This is a genomic window from Faecalibacterium sp. Marseille-P9312 (genome assembly GCF_902497445.1).
GTDB classification, from domain to species: domain Bacteria; phylum Bacillota; class Clostridia; order Oscillospirales; family Ruminococcaceae; genus Faecalibacterium; species Faecalibacterium longum.
Genome location: NZ_CABVEW010000006.1, coordinates 129,544 through 150,299 on the forward strand (window position 1 = coordinate 129,544; position 20,756 = coordinate 150,299).

A 20,756-nucleotide genomic window follows, 5' to 3' on the forward strand; every position below is an offset into this window, starting at 1 on the left:
TATTCCGCCCGGCATTTGTGGACGGAGAGGGAAACATAGTATCTGCTTGATTTTATCAGAAGAATATGAACAATTTATGTCGTAACGGGTGCCAAGTTCTGTGTTTTCTGCCGAAGGATGGAAAAGCGCTGCATCCTGCGCGGAAAAGCGTCCCAAATCAGGAGGATGCGGCAGATGTGTCTTGATTTTTGGAGCAGTTGATGGTATTCTTGAGACAGTATCCATGTTAATATCTTCAGTGTTCCAAAATTCGACGAAAACTGACGCAAATTTGTCGTTGTAACTCCTTTCGACGCTCCATACAATTTTATACAGTATAGTATAAAATAATTTGTCCGGCATAAGTGGAAGGGCCGGACAGATGGGGCGAGGAGGATGCAGAATGAAACAGGATATCCCGTTGGTGAGGAGATTTTCGACGCTGGAACCGTATCAGGAGGCGTATACCCTTGCCTGTTCTCTGGAGACGGAGGGACAGGGCTGCTGGCTGACCGTGAGCCGGACAAAGGCTCCGGACGACCCGGCAGACACGGCCCGTACATGGGTCCCGGCCCCGGAAGAGGAGTGCGGACGGCTGCTGCAGTTTTTGTATGAGAATTCGGTCCAGCCGGAGCTGTGGCAGGATGTTATTTCCTGCTGGTATCCGCAGGCGGAGCAGGCAGAACACCTGCAGGAAGGGAGGCGCGTCGTGTGAGCTATGAGGAACAGGACGTCATATGGCGCGTAGCGCTGGCCAGCTATGACCCCAGAGAGATGCGGGTATGGACACGCTATCTCGAGGAGCGCAACCCGGCCATCCGCTGCACGGGCTACCGCAGCAGCCGGCCGCTGCTGGAACGGCTCGAGCAGGGCGATGTGGACGTTCTGGTGCTGGGCGGCAGACTGGAGGACATGGACAGCATCCAGTTTCTGCCCAGGATACGCGGCCTTGCCCGCAAGCCTCTGGTGCTTCTGCGGGACGACGGACGCAACGAGAAGTCGGCAGTGGAAAGCCTGAGTCAGGAGGATGCATGCTACCTCATCCGTCAGGCCACACTGGAAGATATGCTGCAGGAGCTGCGCGCCCCGGCCCACCGCCCGGCGGAGAGCCTGGAAAAACGCTGCGAGCGCATCTATCGCAGCTGGGGCGTGAGCACCTGCGACGCCAACAAGCGCTACCTGACCGGTGCGCTTCGGGTGATGATGGGCTCCGACCACCGTCTGGCCATCCGCAAGGAGATATTAGGGCCGGTGGCGGAGGAATACGGTCTCACCGTTGCGGCTGTGGACAGCGCCCTCCGGCGGCTGCTGGAGACGCTGGACGAGACCGGTACCCAGACATGGCGGGATTTTCGAAAAGAGTATGGCTTAGAGCGCAGGAAGGTGACCATCGGCCGCCTGCTTTATGCGCTGGAAAGTAGACTGAGTCAGCAGTGAGGTGCTGACCACACGACGCGGAGGTAGAGCAGAATGCGCAGGCGAAACGATGGAGCAGGAGTCTCCCCTCAGGAGGAGTTTGGGGATGTGTGCTTCCATGCCCTTGGCATCATCGACCAGAACCGGGAGTATCTGCAGATGCATCTGCTGGCGTCGGCCGACCTGCCCACCCGGCAGGCACTTTCAGACATCCAGATAGAGTCTGCCCGGCTGGACCGCACGGTACGCAATGCCATAACACTTTATCAGCTGGAAAATGAAGAGCTGAGCGAGCTGCAGCCTCTGGACCTGTGCGGTCTGCTGGAAAAGGCGGGCCGTCTGGCCCCGGACATCCAGCGGTCGCTGGAAATAACGCTCACGGCGGAGAGCGGGGGCATCGAGCACTGCACCGTCATGGGCGTCCCCGATGAGGCCGAACAGCTGCTGCTCCACCTCATCTCCAACGCGCTGCGGGCCTGCGATGCAGGCGGCAGGGTGTGGGTGAGCCTAAAACAGAAAAAGACGGGCGTCGCGCTCCGGGTAGAAGACAACGGCTGCGGCCTGATGGAGGAAGACCCCATCGAGAACAACCGCCGCTTCCTCAGCGGCGCAAAGCTGGGCCTCCGCATCTGCAAGCTCATCTGCCGCCGTGCGGGCTGGAAGCTGACGCTGACGGCCCGTCCGGGCGGCGGCACCCGGGCGCAGGTGGTGTTCCCGCTGGCCTCCTGCGAGGACATCCCGCCGGAAATGGAACTCCACTCCGACGAGGAGAACGACATCCGCGCAGCGCGGTTCGCAAGCCGGGCGGCACAGGAGCTCCTTCTGCTGCGGAGATATTGAACGAGACAAAAAGGCATCTGCAATGCGGCCGGGACGGCGCAGCGCAGATGCCTTTGCTTTGTGTGCGGGGCAGGGAAGAGAACAGAAAAATTGACAGACGGTAAAGAATCTTAGTAGAAACAGCCCGAAATTCACAGAAAAGTTTGCGAAATTAACAAAATGTTTAACTTTGAAAGGTGATTTTACTGTTTTTAAGGTGTAAAATAATCCCGAATGATTGATTGTCAGCCGGATTTGGTTTATAATACCCGTGTATGCGAGTCTGAAATTTGATTCGTTAGCAAACAACTTCTGCCCGGGCCGGAGAGCCCTGTGTGCAGAGGGAGAGTGCATTGTCCTTCAGGAGGAAAAACAACTGTGAGAGTAGGTCTTGACATCGGCAGCACTACCATCAAATGCGTGGTGCTGGATGAAAACGATACCCTTTTATATTCGACGTATGAGCGCCACTACAGCCACATTCTGGAAAAGGCGCAGGAGCTGCTGCGCCGCATCGACGCAGAGCAGCTGCATGGCCGGAAAGCGCTGCTCAGCATCTCCGGCTCCGCAGGCATGGGCCTGGCCGACAGCTGCGGCGTGCCTTTCGTGCAGGAGGTGTTCTCCACCCGCGTGGCGGTCAAAAAGTTCGTCCCTGCGACGGACTGCGTCATCGAGCTGGGCGGTGAGGATGCAAAGATCCTGTTCCTGACCAACGGCACCGAAGTCCGGATGAACGGCAGCTGCGCCGGCGGCACGGGCGCTTTCATCGACCAGATGGCGACGCTGCTCAAGATGAGTGCCGATGAGATGAACAAGGCGGCCGAACAGGCCACCCGTACATACACCATCGCATCCCGCTGCGGCGTTTTCGCCAAGAGCGACGTGCAGCCCCTCATCAATCAGGGCGCAAAGACCGAGGACATCGCGGCCAGCATCTACAAGGCCGTGGTCAACCAGACCATCGCCGGTCTGGCACAGGGACGCCCCATCCAGGGCAATATCCTCTATCTGGGCGGTCCGCTGACCTTCAGCACCGTGCTGCGCAAGAGCTTCGACGAGGCACTGGGCGTCACCGGCACCTGCCCCGAGAACAGCCTGCTCTACGTCGCGCTGGGCGCTGCCCTCTACGCCGACAAGGAGTTCGTCCTCTCGGATGTGGCCGCTGCGCTGGATGAGTACGCCGCCACGGCGACCTACGCCAGCGAGCCGCCCCTCTTCGCCAACAGGGAAGAGTACGAGGTATTCCATGCCCGCCATATGTCCCACAGCGTGCCGCGGGTGGCGTTCAGCGCCCAGTGCGGCCCGGTGCATATCGGCATCGACTCCGGCTCCACTACTGTCAAGCTGGTGGTCGTGGACGAGCAGAGCCAGATCCTCTACACCAACTATCAGCCGAACCTCGGCAACCCGCTGCCCCTTATCCGGCAGCAGCTGCTGAAAATCTATAAAGAGCACCCCGGCCTCAAGGTGGCCAGCGTGACCACCACCGGCTACGGCGAAGAACTGGTCAAGAACGCCTTCCGCTGCGACTTCGGCCTCGTGGAGACCGTGGCCCACTTCACGGCAGCAAAATACTTCATGCCGGACGTGGACTTCATCATCGACATCGGCGGTCAGGACATGAAGTGCTTCAAGATCGAGGATGGCGCCATCAGCAACATCTTCCTGAACGAAGCCTGCTCTTCCGGCTGCGGCAGCTTTTTGCAGACCTTTGCGCAGGCACTGGGCTACGACGTCAAGGAGTTCGCGGCCCTCGGCCTCTTCGCCGACCGCCCCGTGGATCTGGGCAGCCGCTGCACCGTCTTTATGAACAGCTCGGTCAAGCAGGCCCAGAAGGACGGCGCGTCCATCGAGAACATCTCGGCAGGCCTGTCCATCAGCGTCGTCAAGAACGCGCTGTACAAGGTCATCCGTGCGTCCAGCCCCGAAGAGCTGGGCCGGAAGATCGTCGTGCAGGGCGGTACGTTCTACAATGAGGCCGTCCTCCGCGCCTTCGAGAAGGAGATGGGCGTCGAGGTCATCCGCCCCGACATCGCCGGTCTGATGGGCGCTTACGGTGCGGCCCTCTTCGGCCTGCGCCAGTGCCGCAAGAACGGCCAGACCACCTCCGCCATGATGAGCGAGGAAGAGCTGGAGAGCTTCGACCAGAAAGTCGTCAGCGTCAAGTGCGGCGGCTGCGGCAACCACTGCCAGCTCACCATCAACACCTTCGCCGATGGCCGCAAGTTCATTTCCGGCAACCGCTGCGACAAGCCCGTCACCGGCAAGAGCGAGGACAACAGCCTCAACCTCTATGCCTACAAGCAGCAGCTTCTGGCCAGCTATAAGCCCGTGGCCGGTAAGCGCGGCTCCATCGGCATCCCGCTCTGCCTGAATATGTACGAGCTGCTGCCCTTCTGGCACGCCTTCTGGACAAAGCTCGGCTTTGCCGTCCACACCAGCCCGGTGTCCAGCCGCGGCCTCTATCTGGCTGGTCAGGCTACCATCCCCAGCGACACCGCCTGCTTCCCGGCCAAGCTCAGCCATGGCCACATCAAGGCCTTGACCCAGATGCATCTGGACGCCATCTTCTACCCCTGCCTGACCTACAACATCGACGAGGGTCTGGGCGACAACCACTACAACTGCCCCGTCGTGGCCTACTATCCCGAAGTCCTCGCCGGCAACTGCCCCGAGCTGGAAGGCCAGAAGTTCATCTACGACTACGTCGGCATCCACCGTCCGAAGGATTTCGTCCACAAGATGGCGAAGGACGTGCTGCCCAAGTATTTCGGCGGCATCTCCGAGAAGGAAGTGCAGGAGGCTGCCAACGCCGCCTACGCCGAGTATGAAGCCCACATGGCACAGATCCGGGTCAAGGGCAGCGAGATTATAGATGAGGCCCGCCGTCAGGGCAGGCGGATCATCGTGCTGGCCGGACGCCCCTACCATGTGGACCCGGAGATCAACCACGGCATCGACCACCTCATCACCCGCCACGGCGCGGCGGTGGTCACCGAGGACAGCATCTCCAACCGCGTGGAGAAGTTCCCCACCAGCGTGCTGAACCAGTGGACTTACCACAGCCGCCTCTATGCCGCCGCCAAGTACTGCACCACCCAGAACGATATGGACCTGGTGCAGCTGGTGTCCTTCGGCTGCGGCGTGGACGCCATCACCACCGACGAGACCCGCGAGATCCTGCAGGAGGGCGGCAAGCTCTACACCCAGCTGAAAATTGACGAAATTACAAACCTGGGCGCGGTCAATATCCGCCTGCGCAGCCTGTTCGCCGCGCTGGATGAGCGAGACGAAGATAAGAAGTAACATAGGAGGAACCTATGGAATACAATTACCCCAAATTCACCCCGGAGATGAAGAAGACCCACACCATCCTCATCCCCAACATGGCCATCACCCAGTTCCGCCTGCTGGAATACGCCCTGCGCTACGACGGCTACAAGTGCGAGATCCTGGGCAACTGCGGCAGCGCTGTGGCGCAGCTGGGCCTGAAATATGTCCACAACGACACCTGCTATCCGGCACTGCTGGTCATCGGCCAGTTCCTCGATGCGCTGAACAGCGGCAAATATGACCTCGAGCACACGGCCCTGCTCATCACCCAGACGGGCGGCGGCTGCCGTGCCTCCAACTACATCCACCTGCTCCGCAAGGCACTGGTCAAGGCAGGCTATCCGAACATCCCGGTGGCCAGCCTGAACTTCTCGGGCCTCGAGAAGGACAGCGGCTTCCAGATGACTCTGCCTCTGGCCCGCCGGGCCATCGCCAGCGTGTTCTACGGCGATATGCTCTGCGCCCTGCGCAATCAGGTCGCTCCGTATGAGAACGAAAAAGGCGCTGCCGATAAGATGGTAGACCTCTGGGTCCAGCGTCTGGGCCGTGTGCTGCTGGCGGGCAAGGGCTTCACCTCCCGTGAGATGAAGCACACCTTCCCCCTCATCGCAAAGGACTTCAAGTCTATTCCCGTCACCCGTGTGCCGAAGGTCAAAGTCGGCGTCGTGGGCGAAATTTACGTCAAGTACAGCCCGCTGGGCAACAACGACCTGCAGAAGTTCCTCGAGAGCCAGGACTGCGAGGTCAACTTCCCGGGTCTGATGGGCTTTGTGCAGTACTGCATCTTCAACATGGGCGAGGACCATGTCCTCTACGGCGGCAAGCTGGCCATGAAGATGGGGACCGACCAGCTGCTCAACTGGCTGGACAGCGTGGAGCGCTCCATGCTCAAGGCCGAGGCCGACGCCGGGTTCTACGCCCCCGGCCCCTTCAAGGAGCTGGTGGAAAAGCCCGAGGGCATCATCTCGCTGGGTGCCAAGATGGGCGAGGGCTGGCTGCTGACGGCTGAGATGATCGAGCTGGTACAGGGCGGTTACGGCAACATCGTCTGCGCACAGCCTTTTGGCTGCCTGCCGAACCACATCGTGGGCAAGGGCATGGTAAACAAGATCCGCGCGATGTACCCCAGCGCCAACATCACCCCCATCGACTACGACCCCAGCGCCACCAAGGTCAATCAGGAGAACCGCATCAAACTGATGCTGGCCGTAGCAAAGGAGCGTCTGAACGCTCCTGCCGAGGCGAAGCCCCTGACCGCCGAGGAGATCGCGGGCGGTGCGCCCAGCCTGTCTCACGTCTGAGAAACTACAGAAGAAACAAAGAAGCCGCACGGTACAGTTTTCGCTGCACTGTGCGGCTTTTCTTATGCGCCGGAGCGCTTATTTCTTGTGATACTTGCGGTCTTCCTGCTCATAGGCGGGCTCGCAGGTGAGGTACATCCCCAGACGCTTGATGGTGTCCGTATCCACGCTGGACAGGATGACCGTGGAGTGCATGTCGCAGCCCTTGAGCTTGGAGAGCTGCTGCAGAGCGACAGCAGCCGTCTCATTCTCGGCGGCAGAGCTGGACAGCGCGATCAGGATCTCATCGGTGTGCAGGCGGGGATTCCGGCTGCCGAGGGAGTTGGTCTTGAGGGTCTGGGTGGGCTCGATGGCGCGGGCGGAGACCAGGTCGATCTCATGGTCGATGCCGGCCAGCTTCTTGAGGGCATTGAGCAGGGCAGAAGAGGCTGCGCCCAGCAGGGGACCGTTCTTGCCGGTGACGACGGTGCCGTCCGGCAGCTCGATGGCGGCAGCGGGTGCGCCGCCGGTGCGCTCGGCCACGGCGTGAGCCTGCTTTTCCACGGCACGGTCGCCGACAGCCAGACCGGCCTGATTCAGCAGCAGCTCCAGCTTGAAGATCTCACTGTCCACGTTCTTGCCGGTCTTGTGGTCGCAGAGGGCCTTGAAGTAGCGGCGGATGATCTCGTTGCGGGAGGCCTCGCGGCAGGCTTCGTCGTCCACGATGCAGTTGCCGGCCATGTTCACGCCCATATCCGTGGGGGACTTGTAGGGGCTCTTGCCCGCGATGAGCTCGAACATCGCGTTGACCACCGGGAAGATCTCGATGTCGCGGTTGTAGTTGACGGTGGTGACGCCGTAGGCCTCCAGATGGAAGGGGTCGATCATGTTCACGTCGTTCAGGTCGGCGGTAGCGGCCTCGTAGGCGAGGTTGACCGGGTGCTTGAGGGGCAGGTTCCAGATGGGGAAGGTCTCGAACTTGGCATAACCGGCCTTGACGCCCCGCTTGTGCTCGTGGTAGAGCTGGGACAGGCAGGTGGCCATCTTGCCGCTGCCGGGGCCGGGGGCCGTGATGACGACGAGGGGACGCTGGGTCTCGATGTAGTCGTTCTTGCCGTAGCCCTCGTCGCTGACGATGCGGGCTACGTCGTTGGGGTAGCCGGGGATCTTATAGTGGCGGAAGGTGCGCACGCCCACGCTGTTCAGCTTGTGCTCAAAGGCTTCGACCTCGGGGGCGGCGGTGTACATGGTCACGCAGACGCTGCCCACGAACAGGCCCATGCCCTGGAAGGCGTCGATGAGGCGGAGAACGTCGAGGTCGTAGGTGATGCCGTAGTCGCCGCGCACCTTGCTGCTGATGATGTCCTGCGCGCTGATGACGATGACGATCTCGGCCTGCTCCTTGAGCTGCAGCAGCATCTGCAGCTTGGAGTCCGGCTCAAAGCCCGGCAGCACGCGGGAGGCGTGGTAGTCGTCGAACAGCTTGCCGCCAAACTCGAGGTAGAGCTTGTTGTCGAACTGTGCGATGCGCTCCCGGATGTGCTGGGACTGCATCTGAAGGTATTTCGCGTTGTCAAAGCCTTTTTTCATGGAATGCTCCTCTTCCTGATTCTACAACTTCATCTCCGGCACGTCGGTGGTGCGGCGGGCCGGAAGGTCACACAAACACTCTATAGTATAGCATACGACAGGCTTCGGCGCAATTATTTTTTGAGAGCTTCCTCGTGCTCCAGGTGCTCAAATTCTTCCAGCTCCTCGATGTCCTCTTTCAGGAACATCAGGCAGAAGCTGATGAAGAGCAGCAGGCAGGACAGCCAGATGGCCCGGCTGCCCATGGGAGCCAGAGCAAGGCTGCCGAGGCCGGCACCCAGCGCGAACAGGAAGATGATGGCGAAGTAGTGAAGCGCCTTGCCGAAGGCTTTGGTGTTGCCGCCCACCAGCCATGCGCAGAGGGAATCCATGCCGCCGCGCAGATTGCCGATGCACATGGTACTGGCGAAGGCATAGCCGTTCACCTTGCGGAAGGATTGTACCTGCATGGCGCAGGAGAAGGAAACGAGGGAGTTGGCCAGCAGATTCAGCTCCTGCGGCAAAAAGCCCACGACGAAGAGCAGCAGGATCTCGAACAGCACCACCAGCTGACGCCAGTGGAGCCACTGCATCCGCTTGAGCTTGAGGCGGATGAACTCGGCCACAAAAATGCCCAGTGCAAAGGCACAAAGGGGCATCAGGTAGTGCAGTGCCTCGCCCCACTCGCCCGCAAACAGCTTGACGGCCATCAGCACGATGTTGCCGGTCTGGGCGTTGGCGAAGACCTTGCCGCGGTATAAATAGGTGTAAACATCCTGTAAGCCGCCCGAGACGGAGAGAAACAGGGCGGTGATAAAAGCTTCGGACATCTGTCCGTGAGGTTTGAGAGATGGCATAAAAGCTCCTCCTTGTATCCAGAAAATAATTCCATGCCATACTATAGCGCAAAACCGGCGTTTTGTCAAAAACCGTGCCATATTTTTTATAGATAATGACGATTCCGGGCGGGTATCGCAGGATGCGCTTTGTTTTGCAATGCGGCGCAGACTGTGGTAGAATACATAAAACAGCTTTTTTCAGGAGAAGGAGGGGCTTTCTGTATGCCCAATATCATCGAGATCACGGATTTCCACGCACCCGAGCTGGACCCTTATGCCCGGCTGACCCAGAACCAGCTGCGCAATCGCCTCGAGCCGGAGAAAGGCATCTTCATCGCCGAGAGCCCCAAGGTCATCGACCGGGCGCTGGACGCAGGCTACAAGCCCGTGTCCCTGCTGATGGAGCGCAAGCAGATCACCGGCCCGGCAGCGGGCATCCTGAGCCGCTGCGGCGACGCGCCGGTGTACACGGCAGATCGGGAGATGCTGGCAGAGCTCACCGGCTTTGAGCTGACCCGGGGCGTCCTCTGCGCCTTCCACCGCCCGGCACCCCGCCCGGTGGAGGAGCTCTGCAAAAACGCCCGCCGGGTGGCCGTGCTGGAGGGCATCGTGGACTCCACCAATGTGGGCGCCATCTTCCGCTCGGCGGCGGCACTGAACATGGACGCTGTCCTCATCAACCCTTCCTGCTGCGACCCGCTCTGCCGCCGCGCCGTCCGCGTCAGCATGGGTACGGTATTCCAGGTGCCCTGGGGGCAGCTGGGCGAGACCCCGGCAGACTGGCCGGAGAAGGGGATGGACATCCTCCACTCCCTCGGCTTCAAGACCGCCGCGATGGCCCTCAGCGACCGCTCGGTGAGCATCGACGACGAGCAGCTTGCGAAAGAGCCGAAGCTTGCCATCGTGCTTGGCACTGAGGGCGACGGCCTCGCCGCCGGTACCATCGCTTCCTGCGACTACACGGTCAAGATCCCCATGTCCCACGGCGTGGATTCGCTGAATGTCGCCGCCGCCAGCGCCGTTGCGTTCTGGCAGCTGGGCAAACAATAAACGAAAAAGGAATGCCTCCCCGCCGGGGAGGCATTCCTTTTTATGCTCAGATACTTGCTAAGAATCGCTCAAAGCCGGCACGGCCAGCCTCATCCATCTTGTAGACGCCGGCGTCTGCGAGGACTTCGGCAAACACATGGCCCACCTCGTCCTGCAGGATCAGATGGACGTTATCGGCGTTCAGCTCGGGGTGGCGGTCCAGGATGTCCTGAGCCCACTCCGCGTGCTTCTGCAGGGCCTCGGGGTACCCGGCGGTGGGAGCCCGGGCCACCAGCAGGTCGGCCAGGTCAAAGAGCTCCTGCTTCAGGCGGCTGGGCAGAACGGCCAGACCCATGACCTCGATGAGGCCGATGTTCTCCTTCTTGATGTGGTGGAGCTTTGCGTGGGGGTGATAGACGCCCAGCGGATGCTCCGGCGTGGTGATGTTGTTGCGCAGCACCAGATCCAGCTGGAACTTGCCGTCCCGCATCCGGGCGATGGGGGTGATGGTGTTGTGGGGTTCGCCGTCGGTCTCGGCGTAGACAAAGCAGCTCTCGTCGGTGTAGCCCCGCCATGCGGTCAAAATCTGATCGGCCAGCTCCACAAGGCGTTCGTCGTCGGCGCAGGTCAGGCGGATGCAGCTCATGGGCCAGTGGACGATGCCGGCGTCCACGTCCTCAAAGCCGGGGAAGACCCACTTCTTCTCGATGGGCGCTTTGGCCATGGCGAACTCGTAATGGCCGCCCTGGAAGTGGTCGTGGCTCAGGATGCTGCCGCCCACGATGGGCAGGTCGGCGTTGCTGCCCACGAAGTAGTGGGGGAAGAGGGCCACGAAGTCCAGCAGCTTGCGGAAGGTGGCACGCTCGATCTTCATGGGGGTGTGCTGGCTGTTAAAGACGATGCAGTGCTCATTGTAGTAGACATAGGGGCTGTACTGGAAATTCCACGCACTGTCGTTGATGGTCAGCGGGATGATGCGGTGATTTTCCCGGGCGGGATGGTTCAGCCGGCCGGCATAGCCCTCGTTCTCCACGCAGAGCTGGCACTTGGGGTAGGCGCTCTGAGGAGCCAGCTTTGCGGCTGCGATGGCTTTGGGGTCTTTTTCGGGCTTCGACAGGTTGATGGTGATGTCGAGGTCGCCGTAGGGGGTCTTGGTGACCCACTTGACGTCCCGCTTGATGCGGTAGCGGCGGATGTAATCGGTGTCCTGGCTGAACTTGTAGAACCAGTCGGTGGCGGCCTGGGGGCCGTCGGTCTCGTACCGCTCTTCGAAGTTGGCGCGGACGATGCTGGGGCGGGGCGTCAGCACACCCATGAGCCGGGTATCGAAGAGGTCGCGGGCCGTGGGGCTGTCGTCGCAGACGCCCCGGGCGACGGCATCGTCCACCAGCGTTTTCAGAATGCTCTCGAGGTCGGCGTAGCAGACGTCGCCCTCCGGCTCTGTGAAGCTGTCGAGCTGCATGGTCATGAGCAGCTGGTTGCGGATGTAGATCTCGTCGTCAGGCAGGATGAGGCCGGTGTCCAGACCGTAGTTGACGAGCTGCTGGATGGCAGTGGAGATCACAGGACAGCACCTCCTTCCGGACGGATGGACAGGACGTGGCAGCGGCCCTCGCCGAGGATGGCTTCCATACCGGCCTTGAACTCGTCCAGCATCTCCACAGGCACGAAAGCCTGCACCGTGCCGGCGAAACCGCCGCCGTGGACGCGGACAGCGCCCTTATCGCCCAGCAGATGCTTGGCGGCAGCGATGGTCACGCCCACTTCCTGATGCTCCTTGTAGCCTGCGGGGATGACGTTCTGCAGATATTCCCAGCTGCTGCGGCCGGACTCGTTCACGAGGCAGAGGAAGGTGTCGAAGTCGCCATCGTGGAGTGCGGCCACCTGCTTTGCCACACGGTCATTGTCGGCGTAGACGTGGAAGGCGCGGAGGACGGCGCGGTCGCCGCACTGCCTGCGGCATTCGGGCAGCTTTGCAAGGAAGGTCTCGAACGGCACATCCCGCAGCACCTCGCCGCCGCAGACAGCGGCCACGGCGCGGCACTCAGCCGGGATGGCGGCGTACTCGTCGGTCAGGTCGGCGTGGTCTGCGCCGGAGTCGAGGATGCAGAGGGCCAGACCAGCCTTGGAGAAGTCCACAGCCACCGGTTCCACGACAGGCTTTGCGGGGCTGGCGAAGTCGATGGTGATGATGTTGCCCACGCTGGAAGCCATCTGGTCCATCAGGCCGCAGGGCTTGCCGAAGTAGACGTTCTCAGCCCACTGGCCGATCTGCGCGATGGCGATGGGGGAGACCTTCTCGGCCATGAAGCAGTCGTTCAGGATGACGCCGATGAGCACCTCAAAGGCGGCAGAAGAGGAGACACCGCTGCCCTTCGGCACGTTGGAAGAGATGTAAATGTCCAGACCGGCCAGCTTTGCGCCCCGCTGGGTGAAGGCGGCGCACTCGCCGCGCAGCAGGGCGGCGGTGGTGTTCTCCTCTTCTTTGCGGGCCTCGAGGTCATTCAGATCAATGACGCACAGATCATAGCCCTCGCTCTGGACGCGGAGCTGGTTCTTGTCGTTGGGGGCTGCGGCGGCGATCATGTCGATGTTCACGCTGCCGGCCAGCACCCGGCCATGCTGATGGTCGGTGTGATTGCCGCCGATCTCGGTGCGGCCCGGTGCGCTGTAAAGGCCGGCCTCAGCGTGGGAGCCGAAGGTCTTTTCCAGCCCATCCAGCACAGCGGTGTAACGGGCGGCTTCGGAGGCCGTCTCAGCGGGAGAACAGCAATACAGGGAGGCGAGGCGTGCGGCGTGGACGCCGTCGGACAGCTCCTGCTTCCATACGGGAATGGACTTCATCATGGAATCTTCCTCCTGACAGACAGATACTTTTAATTTTGTTGGGTGGTGCTGGAAAACCTCTCCGTCACGCCTACGGCGTGCCACCTCCCCTAACGAGGGGAGGCTTTGGCATTTCGTAAAGCTTTATCTCTTCGCCAGAGGCTCCCCTCGGTAGGGGAGCTGTCGAGCGTGAGCGAGACTGAGAGGTTAATACATTCAACAGAACCCGCTTCTAATCCTATAGTAAAGGATTTGTCCGGAAAAAACCATGTGTTATTGTTGCATCTCAATGAAAAGTTGCAAAAAATCCCCGCCGGGGCTGTCCGGCAGGGATGCAAAATAAAAATCTCGGATAAATTACAACTGAGACAAAAGTTTTTTCAGAACCGGGAAAGCATTGTGTAACTGCGCCAAAACTTCCCGCTGCCGCGTCCCGGCGGGGGAGCGGGCCGCGATATGGAGAAACCTTACTGCGGCGGGCAGTGCAAAAGAAAAGGCCGCGATCCACTTTTCCAGCGGAGCGCGGCCTTCTTGTTAAGGGAAGAAAATTATGATGTCAGGCGGAAGGCGAGGGAGCAGCGCCCTCCGGCCCGGGAACACAGGGAAAGATCACTGCATCAGGCTGCAGACGGCCTCGGCGTAAGCGGCGGGGTCATCCACGGGCAGGCCCTCGATGAGCTGTGCCTGTGCGTAGAGCAGAGCGCTGTACTTCTTGAGCTTCTCGGTATCGCCAGCCTCCTGTGCGGCTTTCAGCGCAGCGAAGACGGGGTGGTTGACGTTCAGCTCCAGCACCTTGTCGCTCTTGACGCCCTCACTGCCGGGCTGCTTGGAGAGCACCTTCTCCATCTCGATGGACAGCGGGCCGTCGGCGGACAGGCAGACGGGGTGGTCCTTCAGGCGGGTGGAGACTTTGACCTCCTTGACCTTGCCGTCCAGAGCGTCCTTCATGGCGTCAAACAGAGCCTTGTTGGCGGTGGTAGCCTCTTCGGCGGCCTTCTTCTCGTCCTCGGTCTCAAGGCCCAGATCGCCGCTGTTGACGTTCTTGAACTCGACGGTGCCGTCCTTGCCCTCGGCATCCTTGCGGGGATAGGTGCGCATGATCTGCAGGCAGAACTCATCCACATCCTCGGTCAGGAGCAGGACGTCATAGCCCTTGTCCATGACCAGCTCAGCGGCAGGCAGCTTTGCCAGACGGTCGGTGGAGTCACCGGCGGCGAAGTAGATGTACTTCTGCTCGGCGGGCATCTTGTCCACGTACTCCTGCAGAGTGACCATCTTCTGCTCCTTGGCAGACCAGAACAGCAGCAGGTCGCGCAGCAGCTCGGCGTGCATCCCGTAGTCGGAGTATGCGCCGAACTTCAGCTGACGGCCAAACTCCTTCCAGAAGCTCTCGTACTTCTCGCGGTCGTTGGCCAGCATGGCGTGGAGCTCGTTCTTGATCTTCTTTTCCAGAGCGTTGTGGATGAGCTTGAGCTGATTGTCCTTCTGCAGCATCTCACGGCTGATGTTCAGACTCAGGTCCTGGCTGTCCACGATGCCCTTGACGAAGCTGAAGTAGTCGGGCAGCAGGTCGGCGCACTTCTCCATGATGAGGACGCCGGATGCGTACAGAGCCAGACCCTTTTCGTAGTCCTTGGTGTAGAAGTCATAGGGGCGGTGGCTGGGCACGAAGAGCAGGGCGTTATAGTTTGCAGTACCCTCGGTGCGGCTCACGATGACGCGGGCGGGGTCAGCGTAGTCGCTGAACTTATCCTTGTAGAAGTTTGCGTACTCCTCGTCGGTGACTTCGCTCTTCTGCTTCTTCCAGATAGGCACCATGCTGTTCAGAGTTTCCAGCTCGGTGTAGGTCTCCCACTCGGGCTTGTAGTCGTCGGGCTTGGGGTCGGGTTCGGGCTTCTGACGGCTCTTCTCCCGTTCCATCTGGATGGGGTAGCGCACATAGTCGCTGTACTTCTTGACGATGGCCACGATGCCGTACTCGTCGAGGAAGTTGTCGTAGTTGTCGGTCTCCGTGTCGGGCTTGATGTGGAGGATGATGTCGGTACCGGCAGTCTCCTTCTCAGCAGGCTCAAGCTCATAGCCGTCAGCACCGCTGGACTCCCACTGCCAGGCCTCGTCGGAGCCGTAAGCCTTGGAGATGACCGTCACTTTGTCGGCCACCATGAAGGCAGAGTAGAAGCCGACACCGAACTGACCGATGATGTCGATGTTCTCGTCCTGGTTGTCCTTCTTGAAGTCGAGGGAGCCGGAGTGGGCGATGGTGCCGAGGTTCTGCTCCAGCTCTTCCCGGGTCATGCCGATGCCGTTATCGGAGATGGTCAGGATGCGGCTGTCCTTGTCGCGGGTGAGCAGGATGCGGAAATCGCCTTTGTTCATGCCGACGGAAGTGTCGGTCAGGCTCTTATAATACAGCTTGTCGATGGCGTCCGAAGCGTTGGAGATCAGCTCACGCAGGAAAATTTCCTTGTTGGTGTAGATGGAGTTGATCATCATGTCCATCAGCTTTTTGCTCTCGGCCTGAAATTCTTTTTTCGCCATAATACAAAACCTCTTTTTATCAGATTTTAGCGTCCCGGCGGCGGAACTGCCCGGGCGCGTGTCGCATCAGGATCTGCCTGTGGAGAGTGCCGGCACACGGAGCGGAAAACCACTCGTGAAAACTTAGCACTCATAACTTTCGAGTGCTAATATACACCGCTGAGAGACAAAAATCAAGGGGTTTCATAAAAAGTTCAAAAAACTTTCCTTTCGGGGCCAAAGCCGCCTTTACTTTCCCGCGCCAAAGCCGTATAATGGGCCGGAATGACAGACCTGTTTATAAGGAGGATGAAAGATGCAGCAGATAGAGCTGGAACTTGCAGGCGGCGGTGTGCTGACGGTTTCCCTGCGGGCGTCGCTGGACGCCATGCCCGCCGTGAAGCAGCGGCCTTTGGTGCTGGTGGTGCCGGGCGGCGGCTACAACCATGTCAGCCCCCGGGAGGGCGACCCGGTGGCCCTGCAGTTTGCGGCGGCGGGTTATCACACCGCCGTGCTGACCTACAGCGTGGGGGAGGGGGCGCAGGACTACCGGCCTCTCCGACAGTTGAACGAAGCGCTGGCTCTGCTGCGGCAGAATGCGGGAGAGTGGCACATCCTGCCGGATAAGATCGCCGTCTGCGGCTTCTCGGCGGGCGGACATCTGGCCCTGTCCGGCGCGGTGCTGGACATTCCGGGCGAGACGGCCCAGCAGAGGCCCAATGCAGTGATCCTGGGCTACCCGGTCATCACGGCAGGGGAGTTTGCCCACCGGGGCAGCTTCGTCCAGCTGGCGGGCAGCGAGGATGCTGCCGCACAGCAGGTGTTCACCTTGGAGGATAAGGTGACCTCCGACACACCGCCGGTCTTCGTCTGGCATACCATGGAGGATAAGACCGTTCCGGTGGAGAACACGCTTCTCCTGCTGGCCGCCCTGCGGAGGGCGGGCGTGCCGTGCGAGGCACATCTGTTCGAGAAGGGCGCTCACGGCACCAGCATCAGTACCGCCGAAGTGGATGCCGCCGACCCTCACCGCGCCCATTGGGTGGCTCTCTGCCTCGAGTGGCTGGGGGAGACGTTTGGGTTCAAATTGAGTTAAATTTGGACATTCCTACAAAAAATTCATAAATTTATGGTTGACCTGCCCAAGATTTGAGCGTATACTGGTCAGCGGAAACAAACGAGGAAGAAGGAAACATACATGGAAAAGAAGATCTCGGTCAAAGACCTGCTGATGCAGGCATTCCTGACGGGCTGGGAGCTCTCCGACAAGAGCATCGCTCAGGACGAATATCTGCAGAGCGCCATTCAGGTCATCGAAGTGCTGCAGGTGGAGCCGGAAAACGTCTACGCGGAAGAGGGTCTCGGCCTGACCGACGGTGACGAGGTAGACCATCTGGACGACCTGCTCCGGGCCGACGGCCAGTGGCTGTATTACGGCGTGGAGGCGGAGAATTTCTTCCTCATCCAGTGGTACCCGGACGAAGCATCCGCCAAGGCAAAACTGGCACAGCTCGAGGAGCTGGGCGACGGCAAGCAGTACCTCGTGGATATGAGCCTCAAGCGCACAAACCCCACCGAGGCCGAGAATTTCGGCAATTCCAACCCGGTGCAGCTGAGAAGTTAACCTCGGCGAAAGCCTCTCCCTTTGGGAGCAACGGCGACGACTGCCGCCAGCGGCGGAAACAGGGAGGAGCTGTTGGGGCCGCGGCCAGCAGGATGCGAGCGGCAGCGAAGCAGACGCTGGGAGCCGCAACCCGGGCAGTGGCATCGCTTGCGATGACGGAGAGGGCAAGCCTGTTGCGATAGAGCGGCTCGTACAGCGATAAGCTGTCTCTTTGTCAGAGCGAAGCTATCGCTGTATCTGTCTTCTCCGTCAGTGCCCTTGCCCTCTCAGTCTCGCTTCGCTCGACAGCTCTCCCAAAGGGAGAGCCTTTTGCAGAGAAAGGAATCGAACCAATGCAGCTTTCTGATACGGAGCGTCAGCACCTCACCGCCATTCTGGCCCAATATGACCAGCACCCCGAAGTGCAGCGGATGCGGGAATTTATCCAGCACGGCGATGTGACCACCTACCAGCACTGCAAGAATGTGGTGTTGGTGAGCTTCTGGCTCAACCGCCGCTTCCATCTGGGCGCGGATGAGACGTCGCTGGCCGTGGGGGCCTTCCTCCATGACTTCTATCTCTACGACTGGCACAAGCGCAGCTCTTTCCAGGGCCTGCGCCGCCTGTTCGAGATGCACGGCTTTGCCCATCCCGGCTCTGCCTGCGTCAATGCCGAGCGCTGCTTCGCCATCACCAGAAAAGAGCAGAACATCATCTCGAGCCATATGTGGCCCCTGACCTTCCGCCATGTCCCCACCTGCCGGGAGGCGGTCATCGTCTGCCTGGCCGACAAATACTGCGCCGTGCTGGAAAGCATGTTCCAGCGCACCCGGGTGGCCGATACGGACGCGGCGGACAACGAGTGGTAAAGGCCTTGTCTGATACGAAAATGAGCTGCTGCACGTAACGTGCAGCAGCTCATTTTTTATAATTTCCTGTACCCCGTAGGCTCGTCGGCTCTGGCGCGGCGCTCCATCAGGTAGGTGTCCAGCCAGCGGCCATGACAGTCCCGGGCGATGCGCTCCCGCCGCCCCACCACCCGGAAGCCGCACTTCGTGTGGAGACCGAGGCTGGCGGTGTTGTCCTGCAAAACGGTGGAGTGTAAGGTCCAGTAGCCCTCTTTTTCCGACTCCTCGCAGAGGGCCGTCAGCAGGCGGGAGCCGAGGCCCCGGCCCCGGAACTTCTCGCCGACGTAGATGCTCACCTCGGCCACGCCCCGGTAGCACCAGCGGGGGTCTACCCGCCGCAGTGCGGCCCAACCGGCCAGCTCGCCGCCGTCCAGAATGACGAGGCGGCATTCTTTGATGTGAAAGGCGTCCCACGCCGTGTAGGGCGGGCAGGTGGTCTGGAAGGTGGCGTGCTCCGTGGCGATGCCCTCTGAATAGATCTTGGACACAGCGTCCCAGTCTTCCGGCTCCATGGGCCGGATGGTGATATTGCTCATGATATTCTTCCCCGGCAGAGCGCCCCAATGCGCCCTGCATCATTCCTCTTATCTCAGTATAGCAGATGCAGCCTGTCCGCGCAATGACCCCTTATTCCAGCCCCGGCAGGGTGTCCAGCACCGGGATGCCCAGGCTGTGCAGGAAGGCTTTCTTTTCCTCGATGGCGGGGACGACGTCCAGCTCCGAGGGGGCGTGGGCGTCGCAGCCCACGATGGCCTTGACGGGGTACTCCGCCGCGATGTGCCAGAACTCGTCCCGGGTGTAGCCCAGAGAGCCGTCGGGACGGTCCTGCAGGGTCAGTCCGGCCATGTTGTACTCGAGGGGGATGTCCAGCCGCGCCGCTGCGGCACAGATGTCCCGGCAGGCTTTCTCGGCGTCGGCGTCGAAGGCCGTCACCCGGTTCAAAAAGAGGTCGGGGTGGGCCAGATACCGGTAAAGCCCCGTTTCCAGCGCTTCCACCACCTGTTCGGCATACCGCCTGCCGTGGGCGGTGGAGGTGCTGCCGCCGAAGCGGCTGGCTCTGGCGTCCTGCTCGTCGGTGGTGTCGTAGTGACAGCCGAGGATGAGATATTCGATGTCCAGCCGCTCCGTCTCTTCCCTGAGCCAGCCCAGATAGGCCGGGAAATACTCCGCCTCGAGGCCGATGCGGATGTGGAGCTTGTCGGCATATTTTTCCCGCAGCCCGCGCAGGGTCAGGACGTAATCGTCCAGCTGGGAGGGCAGCATCCGGATGCGGCTGACGAAGCCCGGCGTCGCGTAGGCCCAGGGGGTGTGGTCGGAAAACCCCAGCACCTTGTAGCCGCAGCGCAGGGCCGTGAGGATGTATTCCTCCTCGGTGCCTTCGGCGTGGCCGCAGCGGGTGGTGTGGGTGTGGTAATTGGTCAGCATGACAAGGCTCCCTCCCGGGCAGAAATTTTTTGACAATCATCACCGTTGTGATACAATAGAATATATACCCGTTTGGGGCAGGGACTATTATAGACCTCTTTGCCGAAAAATGCAATGAAGGCTGCTCTGAAAAAGGAGAAATGAAGATGGATTGGAAACGAATCGCTGCCGCTGTGCTGATGCTCGGTGTCCTCGCCGTCCCGGCCTCAGCAGCCAGCATTACCCCCCAGACCACCATGAAGGAGATACGCGACGACCCCGACATCAAGGCCAGCGGCCTCTATACATACACCTATGTGTGGGAGCGGGACTGCGAAAAGCTCTCCACCAGCCGCGACGACGAGACGCTGACCGAGGTGGTCGGCAAGACCTCCGCCGAAGCCTGCGCAGCGGGCCTCAACTATCTGGCGCAGGTCTACCACGACGGCACCCGGGTGACCTATCCGCTCTATTCGGAAGAGGAGATCGCCGCCGTGCCTGCCCGCGCTCATGCGGAGCTGTATTACTGCCCGGCCCAGCAGCCGGGGGCTAAGTTTGCCATCGTGCTGTCGGGCAACGCGCTCTACTACAGCGGCGAGCTGCGGGGCGGCGTGTCCACGGCGTGGGAGCTGCACGAGCAGGGCTATGCCGTCTTCTCGCTGCGCTACCGCATCGGATGGGAGGCCGGGGACGACGCTCCGCTGGAAGACCTGGCCCGGGCCATCCGCTTCGTGATGGACAATGCCGACACCTTCGGCGTCTCTACGGAAGACTACGCCCTGCTGGGCTACTCCTCCGGCGGACAGATCGCAGGCGTCTTTGGCAATGAGGAAAAGGGCTGGGGCCGCTACGGTGTGCCGAAGCCCGGCGTATTGCTGCTGGTCTACCCCATCAACAACTTCCTTGGGGCAAAGCCTGCCTACCATCTCCTGATGGATACCGATCGGCTGGAAAGACGCTACTATTCCTACACCGTCTCGAAGCTCGTGACGCCGGACTATCCGCCCACCTTCCTGTGGTACGGCAGGAATGACACCATGCTGAAAGCCTTCGTCTACCCCCTGCAGGGGCCGACCCTTGCAAAGGCACTGGAAGCCAGCGGCGTCCCCAACCGGGTGGAAGTTTACGACAACGCCAAACATGGCATCGGCATCGGCGTGGGGACGGATGCCGAAGGCTGGGTGGAACGTGCTGCCGAGTTCTGGCAGAGCGTTTCGGAATAACAGGGGGAAAA

General features: G+C 60.8%; 17 protein-coding genes. 10 read left to right on the plus strand and 7 right to left on the minus strand.

Going from position 1 to position 20,756, the window contains the following annotated elements:
- Positions 1-382: 382 nt before the first annotated feature.
- The 5 genes from F3G95_RS06460 to F3G95_RS06480 all read left to right on the plus strand — a co-directional run bounded on the left by F3G95_RS06460 (position 383) and on the right by F3G95_RS06480 (position 6,848).
- Positions 383-694, plus strand: coding sequence for a hypothetical protein (locus F3G95_RS06460; RefSeq protein ID WP_149794291.1), 312 nt, complete (start codon positions 383-385; stop codon positions 692-694).
- Positions 691-1,416, plus strand: a complete 726-nt coding sequence (locus F3G95_RS06465) for a hypothetical protein (protein ID WP_149794292.1) — start codon at positions 691-693, stop codon at positions 1,414-1,416. The genes F3G95_RS06460 and F3G95_RS06465 overlap by 4 nt, the downstream gene beginning before the upstream one ends.
- Positions 1,417-1,449: 33 nt before the next feature.
- Positions 1,450-2,235 (plus strand): sensor histidine kinase, encoded by a 786-nt coding sequence (locus F3G95_RS06470; protein ID WP_149794293.1) that lies wholly within the window; start codon positions 1,450-1,452, stop codon positions 2,233-2,235.
- Positions 2,236-2,592: 357 nt separating this feature from the next.
- Positions 2,593-5,520, plus strand: a complete 2,928-nt coding sequence (locus F3G95_RS06475) for an acyl-CoA dehydratase activase (RefSeq protein WP_149794294.1) — start codon at positions 2,593-2,595, stop codon at positions 5,518-5,520.
- Between the two features lie 14 nt (positions 5,521-5,534).
- The gene (locus F3G95_RS06480) at positions 5,535-6,848 is read left to right on the plus strand and encodes a 2-hydroxyacyl-CoA dehydratase (RefSeq protein WP_149794295.1); all 1,314 of its coding nucleotides are present in this window, start codon (positions 5,535-5,537) and stop codon (positions 6,846-6,848) included.
- Positions 6,849-6,926: 78 nt separating this feature from the next.
- Here the strand turns inward: F3G95_RS06480 and F3G95_RS06485 are convergent, their stop codons facing one another.
- Both F3G95_RS06485 and F3G95_RS06490 read right to left on the minus strand, forming a co-directional pair.
- Positions 6,927-8,417 carry a DUF1846 domain-containing protein gene (locus F3G95_RS06485; RefSeq protein ID WP_149794296.1) on the minus strand — a complete coding sequence of 497 codons (1,491 nt, stop codon included), beginning with the start codon at positions 8,415-8,417 and terminating at the stop codon, positions 6,927-6,929.
- 113 nt (positions 8,418-8,530) lie between these two features.
- Positions 8,531-9,253, minus strand: coding sequence for a YoaK family protein (locus tag F3G95_RS06490; RefSeq protein WP_149794297.1), 723 nt, complete (start codon positions 9,251-9,253; stop codon positions 8,531-8,533).
- Positions 9,254-9,457: 204 nt separating this feature from the next.
- On the opposite strand from F3G95_RS06490, the gene F3G95_RS06495 reads away from it, so the two are divergent.
- Entirely contained in the window at positions 9,458-10,285 is an 828-nt protein-coding gene (locus F3G95_RS06495; RefSeq protein WP_149794298.1) for an RNA methyltransferase, read from the plus strand.
- Positions 10,286-10,331: 46 nt separating this feature from the next.
- On the opposite strand, the gene galT is transcribed toward F3G95_RS06495, so the two are convergent.
- The 3 genes from galT to htpG form a co-directional block, all read right to left on the minus strand.
- Positions 10,332-11,828, minus strand: a complete 1,497-nt coding sequence (galT, locus tag F3G95_RS06500; protein ID WP_149794299.1) for a UDP-glucose--hexose-1-phosphate uridylyltransferase — start codon at positions 11,826-11,828, stop codon at positions 10,332-10,334.
- Entirely contained in the window at positions 11,825-13,111 is a 1,287-nt protein-coding gene (locus tag F3G95_RS06505; protein WP_149794300.1) for a galactokinase family protein, read from the minus strand. Before F3G95_RS06505 ends, galT begins: the two co-directional genes overlap by 4 nt.
- A gap of 588 nt (positions 13,112-13,699) precedes the next feature.
- Entirely contained in the window at positions 13,700-15,628 is a 1,929-nt protein-coding gene (htpG, locus tag F3G95_RS06510; RefSeq protein ID WP_149794301.1) for a molecular chaperone HtpG, read from the minus strand.
- Positions 15,629-15,923: 295 nt separating this feature from the next.
- On the opposite strand from htpG, the gene F3G95_RS06515 reads away from it, so the two are divergent.
- The 3 genes from F3G95_RS06515 (at position 15,924) to F3G95_RS06525 (ending at position 18,079) form a co-directional block, all read left to right on the plus strand.
- Complete coding sequence (locus F3G95_RS06515; protein ID WP_149794302.1) at positions 15,924-16,703, plus strand: alpha/beta hydrolase; 780 nt, start codon at positions 15,924-15,926, stop codon at positions 16,701-16,703.
- A 102-nt stretch (positions 16,704-16,805) separates the two neighbouring features.
- Entirely contained in the window at positions 16,806-17,231 is a 426-nt protein-coding gene (locus tag F3G95_RS06520; protein WP_149794303.1) for a hypothetical protein, read from the plus strand.
- A gap of 332 nt (positions 17,232-17,563) precedes the next feature.
- Positions 17,564-18,079: an HD family phosphohydrolase gene (locus tag F3G95_RS06525; RefSeq protein ID WP_149794304.1), complete on the plus strand. Its 516-nt coding sequence runs from the start codon at positions 17,564-17,566 to the stop codon at positions 18,077-18,079.
- A gap of 56 nt (positions 18,080-18,135) precedes the next feature.
- Here the strand turns inward: F3G95_RS06525 and F3G95_RS06530 are convergent, their stop codons facing one another.
- Together F3G95_RS06530 and F3G95_RS06535 are read right to left on the minus strand one after the other, a co-directional pair.
- A complete protein-coding gene (locus F3G95_RS06530) occupies positions 18,136-18,654 on the minus strand; it encodes a GNAT family N-acetyltransferase (protein ID WP_149794305.1) in 519 nt (172 codons plus the stop codon).
- 91 nt (positions 18,655-18,745) lie between these two features.
- A complete protein-coding gene (locus F3G95_RS06535; RefSeq protein WP_149794306.1) occupies positions 18,746-19,543 on the minus strand; it encodes a histidinol-phosphatase in 798 nt (265 codons plus the stop codon).
- Between the two features lie 146 nt (positions 19,544-19,689).
- On the opposite strand from F3G95_RS06535, the gene F3G95_RS06540 reads away from it, so the two are divergent.
- Complete coding sequence (locus tag F3G95_RS06540; RefSeq protein ID WP_188117521.1) at positions 19,690-20,745, plus strand: alpha/beta hydrolase; 1,056 nt, start codon at positions 19,690-19,692, stop codon at positions 20,743-20,745.
- Positions 20,746-20,756: the final 11 nt, after the last annotated feature.

Coding starts and splice junctions, on each gene's coding strand:
- F3G95_RS06520 (WP_149794303.1), top strand. CDS start 16,806: ATGGAAAAGAAGATCTCGGTCAAAGACCTGCTGATGCAGGCATTCCTG.
- F3G95_RS06515 (WP_149794302.1), top strand. CDS start 15,924: ATGCAGCAGATAGAGCTGGAACTTGCAGGCGGCGGTGTGCTGACGGTT.
- F3G95_RS06495 (WP_149794298.1), top strand. CDS start 9,458: ATGCCCAATATCATCGAGATCACGGATTTCCACGCACCCGAGCTGGAC.
- F3G95_RS06470 (WP_149794293.1), top strand. CDS start 1,450: ATGCGCAGGCGAAACGATGGAGCAGGAGTCTCCCCTCAGGAGGAGTTT.
- htpG (WP_149794301.1), bottom strand. CDS start 15,628: ATGGCGAAAAAAGAATTTCAGGCCGAGAGCAAAAAGCTGATGGACATG.
- F3G95_RS06525 (WP_149794304.1), top strand. CDS start 17,564: ATGCAGCTTTCTGATACGGAGCGTCAGCACCTCACCGCCATTCTGGCC.
- F3G95_RS06460 (WP_149794291.1), top strand. CDS start 383: ATGAAACAGGATATCCCGTTGGTGAGGAGATTTTCGACGCTGGAACCG.
- F3G95_RS06490 (WP_149794297.1), bottom strand. CDS start 9,253: ATGCCATCTCTCAAACCTCACGGACAGATGTCCGAAGCTTTTATCACC.
- F3G95_RS06480 (WP_149794295.1), top strand. CDS start 5,535: ATGGAATACAATTACCCCAAATTCACCCCGGAGATGAAGAAGACCCAC.
- F3G95_RS06485 (WP_149794296.1), bottom strand. CDS start 8,417: ATGAAAAAAGGCTTTGACAACGCGAAATACCTTCAGATGCAGTCCCAG.
- F3G95_RS06530 (WP_149794305.1), bottom strand. CDS start 18,654: ATGAGCAATATCACCATCCGGCCCATGGAGCCGGAAGACTGGGACGCT.
- F3G95_RS06505 (WP_149794300.1), bottom strand. CDS start 13,111: ATGATGAAGTCCATTCCCGTATGGAAGCAGGAGCTGTCCGACGGCGTC.
- F3G95_RS06535 (WP_149794306.1), bottom strand. CDS start 19,543: ATGCTGACCAATTACCACACCCACACCACCCGCTGCGGCCACGCCGAA.
- F3G95_RS06540 (WP_188117521.1), top strand. CDS start 19,690: ATGGATTGGAAACGAATCGCTGCCGCTGTGCTGATGCTCGGTGTCCTC.